This is a genomic window from Enterobacter adelaidei (assembly GCF_041937165.1).
GTDB lineage: Bacteria > Pseudomonadota > Gammaproteobacteria > Enterobacterales > Enterobacteriaceae > Enterobacter > Enterobacter adelaidei.
In genome coordinates, this window is sequence record NZ_CP154353.1 from 599,960 (window position 1) to 613,072 (window position 13,113).

A 13,113-nucleotide genomic window follows, 5' to 3' on the forward strand; every position below is an offset into this window, starting at 1 on the left:
AGCGTTGTGCCGGGTGGCGGCTACGCCTTACCCGGCCTACGAGTTGAGGTTTTTGTAGGCCCGGTAAGCGAAGCGCCACCGGGCAATTCAGTGCACTATTTCAGCGTGCAATCTCCGCACTGCTTAACGTCCGGCAGGCGATAGCGCTGGCAGCAGGTGCGACGAACCAGAAGTCCGTCACGGAGAACTACGGAACGGAATAACGGGTTTTCACTGCCATCAGAAAGTTGTTTTGCAAAGAAACAGGACTGACGCAGGGCATCAACGATCTCATCACCAAGCAGAGGCTTCATTTCCGTTAAATACCAGTGGATTAAATACCCGGTATTATTCCAGATAAGTTTCCCGTTAATCTCACCCGTCTCTTCAAGGGCATTAACCACCGGAATCAGAGCCTGAGTGATAAGCTGCTCCATACGCTCCTGAGCAGAAAGTGGCTCTGCGGCCTGGTCTTCGTGGAGATCAATCCAGAAACAGGCTGCACGCCCGGTTTCGTGAAACTCGACATGGAAATTATCCGGCGAGAGTTCCAGCATGCTCTTTTGCGTTAACAGCGCCAGCATGAGGGGAGGCACCATCAGCCCGATATACCACTGCGCCCAGAGAGAGAGCAGGGGTTTATTTTCCCGCTTAAGGGTGGGTTGATGACGATAGATATGGTCGGAATAGGTGGCCAGCAATGATTGCAGTTGGGCTGGTTGCCGCCACTCAGCAAGCGTCATGGCGTGCTGCGGGTGCGCTTCATCAAGCCGGATAAAGTCCAGCAGATGAGCACGAGTTTTCGCAATCTTATCCCGTATGGCATCCGCAAGCGAAGCATTCCCGCTGGCGAGGGGGGCTCGCCAGAGGAGTGGTTCAGCAATGTGTGCGGTCTGAGTGGCCATAGTATGGATAGAAATCTAAATGATAATGATTGCCAATCCTAACTATTGCTCAAACCAATGGCAAGACTTTTGTCCTGGTTAAACGACCTCGTGCTTAAGCCGACTGAAGGCCTTCACTAAGCAGAATATTATTGCGTCCCATATGCTTGGCTTCGTAGAGAGCTTTGTCCGCTTTTTCCAGTGCGCCTTCCACGTCTTCATCCTCGAAAATAGCAATACCAATGCTGATGGTGACATTTGTCGCAACGCTTTCGTTGAACAGATGCGGGATTTTCAAATCGTAGACTTTCTGACGGATCCGCTCTGCCGTCTGGCGGGCATGTTCGAGTGAAATATTGGTCAGCAGCACCATAAACTCTTCCCCACCAAAGCGCGCCACAATATCGCGAGAACGCACGGCGTCGCGAATTGCCGCAGAGACGCGTTTCAATGCCTGATCGCCCATCATATGGCCGTAGTGGTCGTTATAGGCCTTGAAGTGGTCGATATCCATCAGCAGGACAAAGTGTTCGCCGTTTTCAACCGCTGGCAAGTTCTCCAGACGGCTTTGCAGGCCGCGACGATTATAGAGTCCGGTAAGGGGATCCATCATGCTGAGATCGGTGAGGGTTTCCCGTTCTTCCAGTAAGCGAGAGAGCAGCTCCTGAGCAAAGCGATCGTTACGTCTTTGCAAAATGTTATGAATAGCAATTGCCACCACAGGAAGTGCGAAAGAATAGGCTATTCTCAGCCATATATCGTGGTTCCCTAACCACAGGCAGACAATAAAGGTGGGTAATGAGTGCAGTATGAATGCCACAATATTACTGGCAAATGCCAGCGTACCGATAAAAAGCACCGTTAATAGCGCTATTATCAAATACGTCATATGGTCGTGAGTAATTAGTGAAAATTTTGAGATAATTTGCCAGGCCCACAAAATACCGAAAATCCCTGAAATAACAGGAATATTGATCTTCCGTGTCCTCTTCTTCCAGTGCCACGCGAGCAGGCCAGTGCTGATGGAGAAAATAGCAATCAGAGGGAAAGAGAACACGCGCACAGAATTAAGTGGATTTGTTACCGAGAACACGGCTGATGTTGCGTTCAGGAATAAAAATAAACGTAACGATAATTGATATTTTCTGTGAACCAAAGACCGCCAGGATTGTGATGTCATAGTAGTACGTTTTTATTAAAATTTAATTAAAACAAATAAATAGGTGTGGTGTCGCAATTAAAAAAGTAAAAAACTCAAAGAATAATTATCAGAAAATCTTTAGGTGTAGTTAACAGGTGTGCAATTTATCACCTTAGGCAATTCCTGTCATTATGGGAAAGGTAAAGGTCGATGGTTTTTGATTCGCTATGCTGACAAATGATAATTTATTTCATATGATATTGGTTATCATTATCACTGTGAGAGGGCGAGTCATGTTGAACAGAGCGCTGGGAAGTGGTTGGGGTGTATTACTGCCGGGAGTGATTCTCGGCGGTTTGATGTTTGCCGATCTCTCCATCAATGTCTGGAAAGCCATCATTGTGTCAGGATTATTAGTCACGTCAGGAATGATATGGCATAAGCAGTTACGCCACTTTGTTCTACTGCCATCGTGCGTTGCACTGGTTAGTGGAATTCTGGTGATACTGATGAGTTTGAAATAACAGAAAAAAAGAAGAACTTCAGAAGGGCTGTAAGATAATTGGTGCGAGGGGGGGGACTCGAACCCCCACATCCGTAAGGACACTAACACCTGAAGCTAGCGCGTCTACCAATTCCGCCACCTTCGCACAGTCATCTTACTATTTTTGATATCGCCTCGTTGGTGCGAGGGGGGGGACTCGAACCCCCACATCCTAAGGACACTAACACCTGAAGCTAGCGCGTCTACCAATTCCGCCACCTTCGCCCAGTGCGAGCAATATCAACGTGATTTATGGTGCGAGGGGGGGGACTCGAACCCCCACATCCGTAAGGACACTAACACCTGAAGCTAGCGCGTCTACCAATTCCGCCACCTTCGCATACCATCGATACTGTAAAAGTATCGTAACCACGGAGGCGCATTCTAGATGTTTTCAGCTTTACGTCAACAGAAAAGTGCGCGCGACACCTTGATTGCTGGAAAAATGGCCGATGGTGATGCCATGTGGAGCCGGATAGCGCTTGCGCTTCTCCGGCCTACAGGATTAGAGATTATTTTTTGGCCTGACGCGTCATCACGGTGCGGTAAACCTTAAAGCGACCGGTCTGAGCGATCACTTCATGGAAGCCGAAGGTTTCGTCCAGCACTTTCGGGTACGCCAGGAAGGCGTTAGCCACGATGCGCAGCTCTCCACCGCTGTTAAGGTGACGAACTGCGCCACGGATCAGCGTTTGCGCGGCTTCAAGGCTGGTCTCCATGCCATCATGGAACGGCGGGTTGGAGATAATCATGTCGAAACGACCCGTAATGTCGGAGAAGACGTTACTGGCAATCACTTCTCCTTCGATTCCGTTTGCGGCAAGCGTTGCGCGACTGGCTTCTACCGCTGGCGCGCTCACATCACACAGGGTTAAACGCACTTTTGGCGAATGGCTGGCAAGAACTGTTGAAAGTACCCCCGCGCCACAGCCCACGTCCAGCACTTTACCTTTGGTGTGCGGCGTCAGGGTGGAGAGCAGCAGTTTGCTACCCGTATCCAGCGCGTCACGGCTGAACACGCCCGGCAGGGTTTTGATGGTCAGACCGTCAAGCTGATACTCGTCCCAGTAAGCTTGTGCATCAAACGAAGTCTGTTTTTCCAGACGGCCATGGTACAGACCACAGCGGCGAGCGCTGTCGACTTTATTCAGCGGCGCGTAGCCTTCCAGCATCTGTTCAGCGCTACGCACGCCGCTGCGGTTTTCACCTACCACAAAAATATCGCAGCCGACCGGCAGCAGGGAGAGCAGGTTCATCAGCTGGAACTGGGCTTCCGGTTTATTCTTCGGCCAGTAGTAAATCAGCGTATCGCAGTCAGCGATATCGCTCTGCTCTGCGACCAGGCTAAAGCGCGCGCGCTCGCCCATCTGGCGGCTCAGGACCTGCCAGTGGTGATAATATTGGGTGTGGGCTCGGCTTTCAGCACATTCGAAACGTGCGGGCAGGTCATCCTGCATATCTCCGGCAAACAGAATACGGCTTTCTTCGAAATCATCACTGTGACGCAGCAAGACTTCACTTGCCGGGGTAAATGCAGACATGAATTGTTCCTCAATAAACTCAGGCGGGGATTATAGTAGGTAGATGGCGCACTTTCGACACATTTGCTATATTTGCGCGCCTGAGAGACAGGAGTTTTCCCTATGACATCCCGACGAGACTGGCAGTTGCAGCAACTGGGCATCACCCAGTGGGCTTTGCGTCGCCCGACGGCGTTGCAGGGCGAAATCGCCATCTCCATCCCGGCGCACGTTCGCCTGGTGATGGTGGCGGAAGAACTGCCTGCCCTGAATGAACCCCTGATCGGTGATGTCCTTCGCAGCCTGAAGCTGACGGCCGACCAGGTTTTACAGCTGACGCCAGAACGGGTCGCGATGCTTCCTCCTGATAGCCGCTGTAACAGCTGGCGTATCGGAGAGACAAACGAAATCCCCCTACAGGGGAGCCAGATCTGCTCGCCAGCGCTGGACGAACTGAAAGCCAACCCAAAAGCGCGTTGCGCGCTATGGCAACAAATCTGCGAATATGAACACGATTTCTTCCCTCACGACGCCTGACCTGACCACAGCGTTTGCGATTGAAACACGCGCCCACGCGTTTCCGTGGAGCGAAAAAACCTTCGCCAGCAATCAGGGCGAGCGGTATCTGAATTACCGCCTGGACGTTGACGGTACCATGGCCGCCTTCGCGATTACGCAGGTTGTTCTTGATGAAGCGACGCTGTTTAATATCGCGGTTGATCCTGCGTTTCAGCGTCGTGGGCTGGGAAGAGAACTGCTTGAGCACCTCATCCGTGAGCTCGAAACCCGTGACGTTTTCACCCTGTGGCTGGAAGTGCGCGCATCGAACGTCGCCGCCATCGCGCTCTATGAAAGCTTAGGCTTTAATGAGGCGACAATCCGCCGTAACTACTACCCCACCGCAGAGGGACGTGAAGACGCCATCATAATGGCTCTGCCGATTGGATAACGAAAATAAGGTTGTAACGATGAAATGGGACTGGATTTTCTTTGATGCCGACGAAACGCTGTTTACGTTCGACGCGTTCGGTGGTCTACAGCGGATGTTTCTCGACTATAGCGTAACCTTCACCGCTGAGGATTTTCAGGACTATCAGGCGGTGAATAAACCGCTGTGGGTGGATTACCAGAACGGTGCCATCACCGCGTTACAACTTCAGCATCAGCGTTTTGACGTCTGGGCGGAACGTTTAAAGGTGAGTCCGGGGACGCTGAACGATGCCTTCCTGAATGCGATGGCCGATATCTGCGCGCCGCTGCCGGGCGCGGTTTCCCTGCTTGATTCTCTGAAAGGCAAGGCGAAACTGGGCATCATTACCAACGGGTTTACCGCATTACAGCAAATCCGTCTTGAACGTACCGGCCTGCGCGATCATTTCGATGCGCTGGTGATTTCAGAAGAAGTGGGCGTACCAAAACCCGATCCGCGTATTTTTGATTACGCGCTGGCGCAGGCAGGTAATCCTGACCGTGAACGGGTACTGATGATAGGGGACACCGCTGAGTCGGATATTCTGGGTGGCATGAACTCGGGCTTATCGACCGTCTGGCTGAATGCGCACGGTCGCGTGAAGCCTGAAGGTATCGAACCGACCTGGACCGTGACGTCGTTGAACGAACTGGAGCAACTCCTGTGTAAACAATGATTGCCTGCCCCCCATTGATGGGTAAAATAGCCGCATTTTTCGTATTCCATGATGCGCGGCGTGCTGCCGCGCTTATATAAGAAGATTTGATTATGACGTTGTCTCCTTATCTGCAAGAGGTGGCCAAGCGCCGCACTTTTGCCATTATCTCGCACCCGGATGCCGGTAAAACGACCATCACCGAAAAGGTGCTGCTGTTCGGACAGGCGATTCAGACTGCCGGTACGGTTAAAGGCCGTGGTTCCAGCCAGCATGCGAAATCCGACTGGATGGAGATGGAAAAGCAGCGTGGTATTTCGATTACCACCTCCGTGATGCAGTTCCCGTATCACAACTGCCTGGTGAACCTGCTGGACACCCCGGGGCACGAAGACTTCTCCGAAGATACCTACCGTACGCTGACGGCGGTTGACTGCTGTCTGATGGTGATCGACGCCGCAAAAGGTGTAGAAGACAGGACCCGTAAGCTGATGGAAGTGACCCGTCTGCGCGATACGCCGATCCTCACCTTCATGAACAAACTCGACCGTGACATCCGTGATCCGATGGAGCTGATGGATGAAGTGGAAAACGAGCTGAAAATCGCCTGTGCACCAATCACCTGGCCAATCGGCTGTGGCAAGTTGTTCAAAGGGGTTTACCACCTTTATAAAGACGAAACTTACCTGTATCAGACCGGTAAAGGCCACACTATCCAGGAAGTGCGCATCGTGAAAGGTCTGGATAACCCGGATCTGGATACGGCGGTAGGTGAAGAGTTGGCCGCACAGCTGCGCGACGAGCTGGAGCTGGTGAAAGGCGCGTCTCACGAGTTCGACAAAGAGCTGTTCCTGAGCGGTGAAATCACGCCGGTATTCTTTGGTACCGCGCTGGGTAACTTCGGCGTTGACCACATGCTTGACGGTCTGGTGGAGTGGGCGCCGCAGCCGATGCCACGTAAAACCGACACCCGTGAAGTGGAAGCGCAGGAAGAGAAATTCACCGGTTTCGTATTTAAAATTCAGGCCAACATGGACCCGAAACACCGCGACCGCGTGGCCTTTATGCGCGTGGTGTCCGGTAAGTATGAAAAGGGCATGAAGCTGCGCCAGGTGCGTATCGGTAAAGACGTGGTGATCTCCGATGCGCTGACCTTTATGGCGGGCGACCGTTCGCACGTTGAAGAGGCGTACCCGGGCGACATCATCGGTCTCCACAACCATGGCACCATCCAGATCGGTGATACCTTCACCCAGGGCGAAATGATGAAGTTCACCGGTATCCCGAACTTCGCACCGGAGCTGTTCCGCCGTATTCGTCTGCGCGATCCGCTGAAGCAGAAACAGCTGCTGAAAGGCTTGGTACAGCTTTCCGAAGAGGGCGCGGTACAGGTGTTCCGCCCAATCGCAAACAACGATCTGATCGTTGGCGCGGTGGGTGTGTTGCAGTTTGACGTGGTGGTGGCTCGTCTTAAGAGCGAATACAACGTGGAAGCGATTTACGAATCGGTGAACGTGGCGACCGCGCGCTGGGTTGAGTGTTCTGACGTGAAGAAATTCGAAGAATTTAAGCGTAAGAACGAAATTCAGCTGGCGCTCGATGGTGGCGATAACCTGACGTACATCGCCCCAACCATGGTTAACCTGAACCTGACTCAGGAACGCTATCCTGATGTTCAGTTCCGCAAAACCCGCGAACACTAATCCCCTCTCAGAGCACGGCTGCCGCCGTGCTCTTCTTTAATTCCTGTCTTATTAATCCCTTGCGGAATGTTCTTAATTCAACGCAATTTCACGCTATTCGCGCGTTTTTTACCCAATTCTGAAAGCGGCTCTGTGAGAATGATCTATATTTAACTCAGTGTTTAACGCCGGGCGTGGATAAATTAACTGTTCAATGCATGACTTTAGGTTATCCATTTTGCCCGTGCGTTTATTCGCAATATATAAAACTACTAAGGAAGTATGTAGCCCGAATAACGGGTAAACACAGGAATAGATCGATGAATATGACAAGACTGAAGATTTCGAAAACTCTGCTGGCTGTAACCCTGGGTAGCGTTCTGGTGAGCGGTTCCGCTCTGGCGGAAAGCAGCACCATGGATAAAGCACAGTCCACGGCCGATACCGCAGGGCAAAAAATCGATAGCTCTATGAATAAAGTCGGCAATTTCATGGATGACAGCTCAATCACAGCAAAAGTGAAAGCCGCACTGGTGGATGATGAAGCCATTAAGAGCACCGATATTTCCGTTAAGACCGACAAGAAAGTGGTCACGCTGAGCGGCTTTGTTGAAAGCCAGGCTCAGGCCGAACAGGCGGTGAAAGTGGCGAAAGGCGTCGAAGGCGTTGCGTCCGTCAGCGATAAGCTGCACGTACGTGACAGCAAAAACGCGTCGGTGAAAGGTTATGCCGGTGATGCAGCCACCACTAGCGAAATCAAAGCTAAACTTTTAGCAGATGATATTGTGCCGTCCCGTAAGGTGAAAGTGGAAACCACCGATGGTGTGGTTCAGCTCTCCGGTACGGTAGATTCGCAGGCGCAAAGTGAACGTGCCGAGTCCATCGCGAAAGCGATTGATGGCGTGAAAAGCGTTAAAAACGATCTGAAAACGAAGTAAATCTGGACCATTCGCCCGTCTGGCTAAAACCAGCGGGCGAAAATAAGAACGACTCTGGAAAACGCCGGTGAGTGACCTGAGCGCTCACGTTTAGCGGCCGACATTAACTATGGTAAAGGAGAGGCTTATGTTTCGTTGGGGCATTATATTTCTGGTTATCGCGTTAATTGCCGCCGCATTGGGCTTTGGTGGACTGGCGGGTACTGCGGCATGGGCAGCAAAAGTTGTCTTTGTCGTCGGTATTATTCTGTTCCTGGTCAGCCTGTTTACCGGACGTCGACGTCCGTAGCAAATGCAATATTCCTTCAACAAAAAAAAGCCAGTCACTGCGACTGGCTTTTTCTTATTTGCGTTGCAGGTCGTGTGCGTTACTGTGTTGTTACAGAATAACCAGAACAGGAAGGCAGAGGTGGGGCAACGAATTCCCGTTACGCTCGGCAATATCGCGCCGCTAACGTTAAAGCCGTTTCGTGCAGGCCAGCTCGCGCTGGTCTGTGAGGGGGGCGGGCAGCGTGGCATTTTCACTGCGGGTGTGCTGGATGAATTTATGCGCGCGCAGTTCAACCCGTTTGACCTTTACTTCGGCACCTCAGCCGGGGCGCAGAATCTGTCTGCCTATGTCTGTAACCAGCCTGGTTATGCGCGAAAAGTGATAATGCGCTATACCACGGCGAAAGAATTTTTTAATCCGGTACGCTTTGTGCGTGGCGGCAATCTGATCGATCTCGACTGGCTGCTGGAATCCACCTCCAGCCAGATGCCGCTGGCTATGGACACTGCAGCGCGCCTGTTTGATGGCGGGAAAGAATTCTGGATGTGTGCCAGCCGGGGAGATGATTATTCACCGGGGTATTTCTCTCCGCAGAAGGAGAACTGGCTGGATATCATTCGTGCCTCGAGTGCCATTCCCGGTTTTTATCGTACCGGTGCGCAGCTGGATGGCATCAGTTATCTGGATGGGGGGATCAGTGACGCAGTGCCAGTGCAGGAAGCTGCCCGGCGCGGAGCGAAAACTATTGTGGTGATCCGTACCGTACCGTCGCAAATGTACTACACCCCGCAGTGGTTTAAACGTATGGAGCGCTGGTTAGGCGACAGCAGCCTGCAACCGCTGGTGAACATCGCTAAACAGCATGAAACTACCTACGGCGCGATGCAGCGTTTCATTGAAAAACCGCCGGGAAAACTGCGTATTTTTGAAATCTATCCACCTAAGCCGCTGGTCAGTATGGCGCTGGGTAGCCGCGTCCCGGCATTGCGTGCAGATTATAAAACGGGCCGGCTGTGCGGCCGTTATTTCCTGGCGACGGTGGGGAAAATGCTGGCGGAGCAACCACCGCTACATCGGCATAAACGTATTATTATGCCGCCTGCGATTGTCGCTAACGATGCTCTGACGATGCCGCTGGTGGATATTCCGCAGGCGAATGACGCTCTATTGGATAACGAGGATCTGGCGTGACGCACTGCTTTGTCGATACCCACTGCCACTTTGATTTTCCGCCGTTTACGGGGGATGAAGAGCAAAGTATTGCGAAAGCTGCCGAAGCAGGCGTTCAGGCCATCATTGTGCCGTCAGTGGAAGCTGCTTACTTTTCCCGTGTGTTGGAGCTTGCCACACGACATCCCGCGCTCTATGCCGCGCTCGGCCTCCATCCGATTGTCATTGAGCGACATCTTGATGAGCACATTGAGAGGCTTGATGAGGTACTGCAGACCGCAGGAGACAAACTTGTCGCCATCGGTGAGATTGGCCTCGATCTTTACCGTGAGGAGCCGCAGTTTGAGCGTCAGCAGACGATCCTTGATGCGCAGCTCAGGCTGGCCAAGCGTTACGATCTGCCCGTGATCCTCCACTCAAGACGCACGCACGATAAGCTGGCGATGCACCTGAAACGCATCGATCTACCACGGAGAGGTGTCGTACACGGTTTCTCCGGCAGCCTGCAGCAGGCGCAGCGTTTTACCGAACTGGGCTATAAAATTGGCGTGGGTGGCACCATCACTTATCCGCGCGCCAGTAAAACCCGGGACGTAATGGCACAGCTGCCGCTGTCGGCGCTTCTGCTGGAAACCGACGCGCCGGATATGCCGCTGAATGGTTTTCAGGGCCAGCCGAATCGCCCGGAACAGGCGGCGCGCGTGTTTGCCACGTTGTGCGAGCTGCGCGATGAGCCAGAAGAGGTGATTGCTGATGCCTTGCTTGAGAATACGCGTTCGGTATTTGGTATCACACTATAGATAAAGTGCCGGGCGGATCACGGTTATCTTCTGTTTTTCCAGCGCGAGCGCCAGCGGCTCAACGTCTTCCGGTGTAGCGCTGCGCCATGACGCCGCTTCGCCATAAACCCCCTGCGCATGAAACGCGTTGATTCGCACCGGGACGTTTCCAAGCCCGTGGATAAATGTCGTCAGCGGTTTGATCTGTTCCAGATAATCGCACCGATCCGGGATGACCAGTAAGCGCAGTTCCGTCAAACGGTGACGATCGGCCAGCCAGCGAATGCTTTGTTTAATCTGTGGGTTTTCGCGTCCGGTCAGGAAACGGTGATGCTCATTTCCCCATGCTTTTAGATCCAGCATCGCGCCATCCAGCACCGGCAGGAGTTTCTGCCAGCCGGTTTCACTTAACAGGCCATTGCTGTCCACCAGGCAGCTTAGATGACCCAGTGTGGGATCCGTTTTGATCGCCGTGAAAAGCGCGATCAGAAAAGGAAGTTGCGTGGTAGCCTCACCGCCACTCACCGTAATACCCTCAATAAAGGGCGCAGCTCTGCGGATTTGCGCGAGGATCTCCTCTACGCTAAAGCGATGCGCCATGGGCGTTGCCTGCTGCTGGCACTGGCGGAGGCAGGTGTCGCACTGCTGGCAGTCACTCTCCTGCCACCAGACGCGCCCGGCATGAATGGTCAGCGCTTCGTGCGGACAGTGGGGTACGCAGTCACCGCAGTCGTTGCAGCGCCCGATGGTCCACGGGTTGTGGCAGGTTTTACAACGCAGGTTACATCCCTGCAGGAAAAGAGCCAGGCGGCTGCCCGGCCCGTCCACGCAGGAGAAAGGGATAACCTGACTAACTAAAGCGCATCTGCTGTTCATGGCTAATCACGCGCGGCTGACGTTCGAGGATGCGGGTGTTACGCGCGGCTTCTTCTCCAAGCCACGTGGTATTAGTACGCGATCCGGCTTCACGGTATTTTTCAAGATCTGACAAGCGCACCATATACCCGGTCACGCGTACCAGATCGTTACCGGCTACGTTCGCGGTGAATTCACGCATACCGGCTCTGAACGCACCAAGACATAGCTGAACCACCGCTTGCGGGTTGCGTTTTACCGTCTCATCCAGGGTCAAAATATCGCTGATCCCTGAGTGGTAGTATTTATGATGCGGCGCTACGGCCAGCAGATGGTTGATCGGATCCGGTTCATCCCCATAGGGCAGACGCGCTCCCGGTGTCGTGCCGGAGTCAGAGCTGATCCCCGACTGCGCGTGGAGCATCGCGCGGTGCTTCCAGCCGTGTTTCACCGGCGTGTTTTCCACAAATGCCGCAAGCTGCCCGCTGATGCGGTAGCCCAGCGCGTTGGCCTGCTCGTCTTTACCGTAGCGCCCCGCAATACTTTCCTTTTCGCAAAGTATGTTCACTGCTTCTGCCAGACCGTACATCCCAAACATCGGCACAAACCGATCGGCATCAATCAGTCCCTCTTTTACCAGGAAGCTATTCTCAAAGAAGCCAGATTGCTCGTACAGGAAATCGCAGCGTGCATCGATGATAGCAATTTGCTGCTGGCAGTAATGCGGGAGCGTGCGGGTGAAGAAGTCTTCAATGGAAGTGCTGCGTTCAGCAATGGCTTTGAGGTTAAGGCGTACCAGGGTGCTGCCACCGCCCGCAAGCGGCAGGGAGTTGTAACAACTCACAACGCCGTAACGGCCTTTTGTGAAAATTTTATCATTAATTGGGCCATTAGAAATATGCGGTTTACTGCATTCACATATGTTTTTTGCCACCTCAAGCAGCAAATCGTCCGGGGTAATATCTGGGTCGTAGATAAAGGTGAGGTTCGGCACGACCTGCTTCAGTTCTGCATCGGCACGCAGAATGGCACGGGTGATGGGGCCGTCAGCAGGCCCGATGTTTGCGTGCATAAACGCATCCGGCAGCGTTCGGTCGAGATAGCGCCAGAAACGTTTTATTCTGCTATCAATCTCTTCTTGTGTTAGAATTCTAACATACGATTGCAGTAACACATCGAGATGACCCAGATAGACAGGCATGGATGTTACGGATGGCACATGGTGGTAAAGAATGGTGAGTAGTGAAAGAGCGTCATCCAGGTCTTTCGCGCCTTCCAGCTCCAGCCATTCTGAGCCGTTAGCCAAAAATTTTGCGTAATCCGGCAGAACATAGCGGGGTTTGTAAGGCGCATGGCCTTCGAACATGTCGCAGATAAATCCCTCGTCCAGCGCGGCGCGCGCTGCCTGAGGGAGTTCCGGATAAGGCAGGTTGTTTTCCGCTTCCAGCGCCAGGAAATGACGTTTTTGTTCCGGGGTTAACACCGGGCTTGTCACAATGTGCTGGCAACGTTGTTGCAGGGCGTCGGGGCTGGAGTGGGACATGATCGCTTCCTTGTTTATTCTGCGGATGATGAACGGATTGTAGGAAGCACATCTGTTGGGGCTTTTGATCCGACAGGGGGTATTGCTGCTTTCGTCAGCAATTAGCACGATAAAATTTGAAGAAGATCTCATTACAGTAATGCAAATTTGTACGTAGTTTTCATTAACTGTGATGAATGTCG

14 protein-coding genes and 3 tRNA genes are annotated in these 13,113 nt (G+C 52.8%); 9 read left to right on the top strand and 8 right to left on the bottom strand.

Annotation, left to right across the window (positions count from 1 at the left end):
- Positions 1–95: 95 nt before the first annotated feature.
- On the bottom strand, positions 96–884 hold the full coding sequence (gene fhuF, locus AAHF05_RS02990) for a siderophore-iron reductase FhuF (RefSeq protein ID WP_108089529.1): 789 nt from the start codon (positions 882–884) through the stop codon (positions 96–98).
- 94 nt (positions 885–978) lie between these two features.
- On the bottom strand, positions 979–2,043 hold the full coding sequence (locus AAHF05_RS02995) for a GGDEF domain-containing protein (protein ID WP_129323965.1): 1,065 nt from the start codon (positions 2,041–2,043) through the stop codon (positions 979–981).
- 215 nt (positions 2,044–2,258) lie between these two features.
- Between AAHF05_RS02995 and AAHF05_RS03000 the strand changes: the two genes are divergently transcribed.
- Entirely contained in the window at positions 2,259–2,528 is a 270-nt protein-coding gene (locus tag AAHF05_RS03000) for a DUF1435 domain-containing protein (RefSeq protein WP_075204694.1), read from the top strand.
- Between the two features lie 39 nt (positions 2,529–2,567).
- Here AAHF05_RS03000 and AAHF05_RS03005 read toward each other — a convergent pair.
- The 4 genes from AAHF05_RS03005 to rsmC form a co-directional block, all read right to left on the bottom strand.
- A tRNA-Leu gene (locus AAHF05_RS03005) sits at positions 2,568–2,654 on the bottom strand.
- A 33-nt stretch (positions 2,655–2,687) separates the two neighbouring features.
- A tRNA-Leu gene (locus AAHF05_RS03010) sits at positions 2,688–2,773 on the bottom strand.
- A 28-nt stretch (positions 2,774–2,801) separates the two neighbouring features.
- Positions 2,802–2,888: transfer RNA gene (locus AAHF05_RS03015), tRNA-Leu, on the bottom strand.
- Between the two features lie 172 nt (positions 2,889–3,060).
- On the bottom strand, positions 3,061–4,089 hold the full coding sequence (gene rsmC, locus AAHF05_RS03020) for a 16S rRNA (guanine(1207)-N(2))-methyltransferase RsmC (RefSeq protein ID WP_028016587.1): 1,029 nt from the start codon (positions 4,087–4,089) through the stop codon (positions 3,061–3,063).
- 102 nt (positions 4,090–4,191) lie between these two features.
- Here rsmC and AAHF05_RS03025 point away from each other — a divergent pair, with 102 nt between their 5' ends.
- The 8 genes from AAHF05_RS03025 (at position 4,192) to AAHF05_RS03060 (ending at position 10,554) form a co-directional block, all read left to right on the top strand.
- Entirely contained in the window at positions 4,192–4,605 is a 414-nt protein-coding gene (locus AAHF05_RS03025) for a DNA polymerase III subunit psi (RefSeq protein ID WP_049008470.1), read from the top strand.
- The gene (rimI, locus tag AAHF05_RS03030; protein WP_023334424.1) at positions 4,574–5,017 is read left to right on the top strand and encodes a ribosomal protein S18-alanine N-acetyltransferase; all 444 of its coding nucleotides are present in this window, start codon (positions 4,574–4,576) and stop codon (positions 5,015–5,017) included. Before AAHF05_RS03025 ends, rimI begins: the two co-directional genes overlap by 32 nt.
- Positions 5,018–5,036: 19 nt before the next feature.
- Positions 5,037–5,714, top strand: coding sequence for a pyrimidine 5'-nucleotidase (yjjG, locus tag AAHF05_RS03035; protein WP_049008467.1), 678 nt, complete (start codon positions 5,037–5,039; stop codon positions 5,712–5,714).
- Between the two features lie 92 nt (positions 5,715–5,806).
- Entirely contained in the window at positions 5,807–7,396 is a 1,590-nt protein-coding gene (gene prfC, locus AAHF05_RS03040) for a peptide chain release factor 3 (protein ID WP_028016590.1), read from the top strand.
- Between the two features lie 299 nt (positions 7,397–7,695).
- The gene (gene osmY / locus AAHF05_RS03045) at positions 7,696–8,313 is read left to right on the top strand and encodes a molecular chaperone OsmY (RefSeq protein WP_028016591.1); all 618 of its coding nucleotides are present in this window, start codon (positions 7,696–7,698) and stop codon (positions 8,311–8,313) included.
- A gap of 127 nt (positions 8,314–8,440) precedes the next feature.
- Complete coding sequence (locus AAHF05_RS03050) at positions 8,441–8,602, top strand: DUF1328 domain-containing protein (protein WP_032666762.1); 162 nt, start codon at positions 8,441–8,443, stop codon at positions 8,600–8,602.
- A 120-nt stretch (positions 8,603–8,722) separates the two neighbouring features.
- Complete coding sequence (locus AAHF05_RS03055) at positions 8,723–9,775, top strand: patatin family protein (protein ID WP_032666763.1); 1,053 nt, start codon at positions 8,723–8,725, stop codon at positions 9,773–9,775.
- Positions 9,772–10,554, top strand: coding sequence for a TatD family hydrolase (locus AAHF05_RS03060; protein WP_049008465.1), 783 nt, complete (start codon positions 9,772–9,774; stop codon positions 10,552–10,554). The genes AAHF05_RS03055 and AAHF05_RS03060 overlap by 4 nt, the downstream gene beginning before the upstream one ends.
- Here AAHF05_RS03060 and AAHF05_RS03065 read toward each other — a convergent pair.
- Both AAHF05_RS03065 and AAHF05_RS03070 read right to left on the bottom strand, forming a co-directional pair.
- Complete coding sequence (locus AAHF05_RS03065) at positions 10,549–11,409, bottom strand: YjjW family glycine radical enzyme activase (RefSeq protein WP_129323964.1); 861 nt, start codon at positions 11,407–11,409, stop codon at positions 10,549–10,551. The genes AAHF05_RS03060 and AAHF05_RS03065 overlap by 6 nt on opposite strands.
- Positions 11,384–12,931, bottom strand: coding sequence for a YjjI family glycine radical enzyme (locus AAHF05_RS03070; protein WP_129323963.1), 1,548 nt, complete (start codon positions 12,929–12,931; stop codon positions 11,384–11,386). The genes AAHF05_RS03065 and AAHF05_RS03070 overlap by 26 nt, the downstream gene beginning before the upstream one ends.
- Between the last annotated feature and the right edge of the window lie 182 nt (positions 12,932–13,113).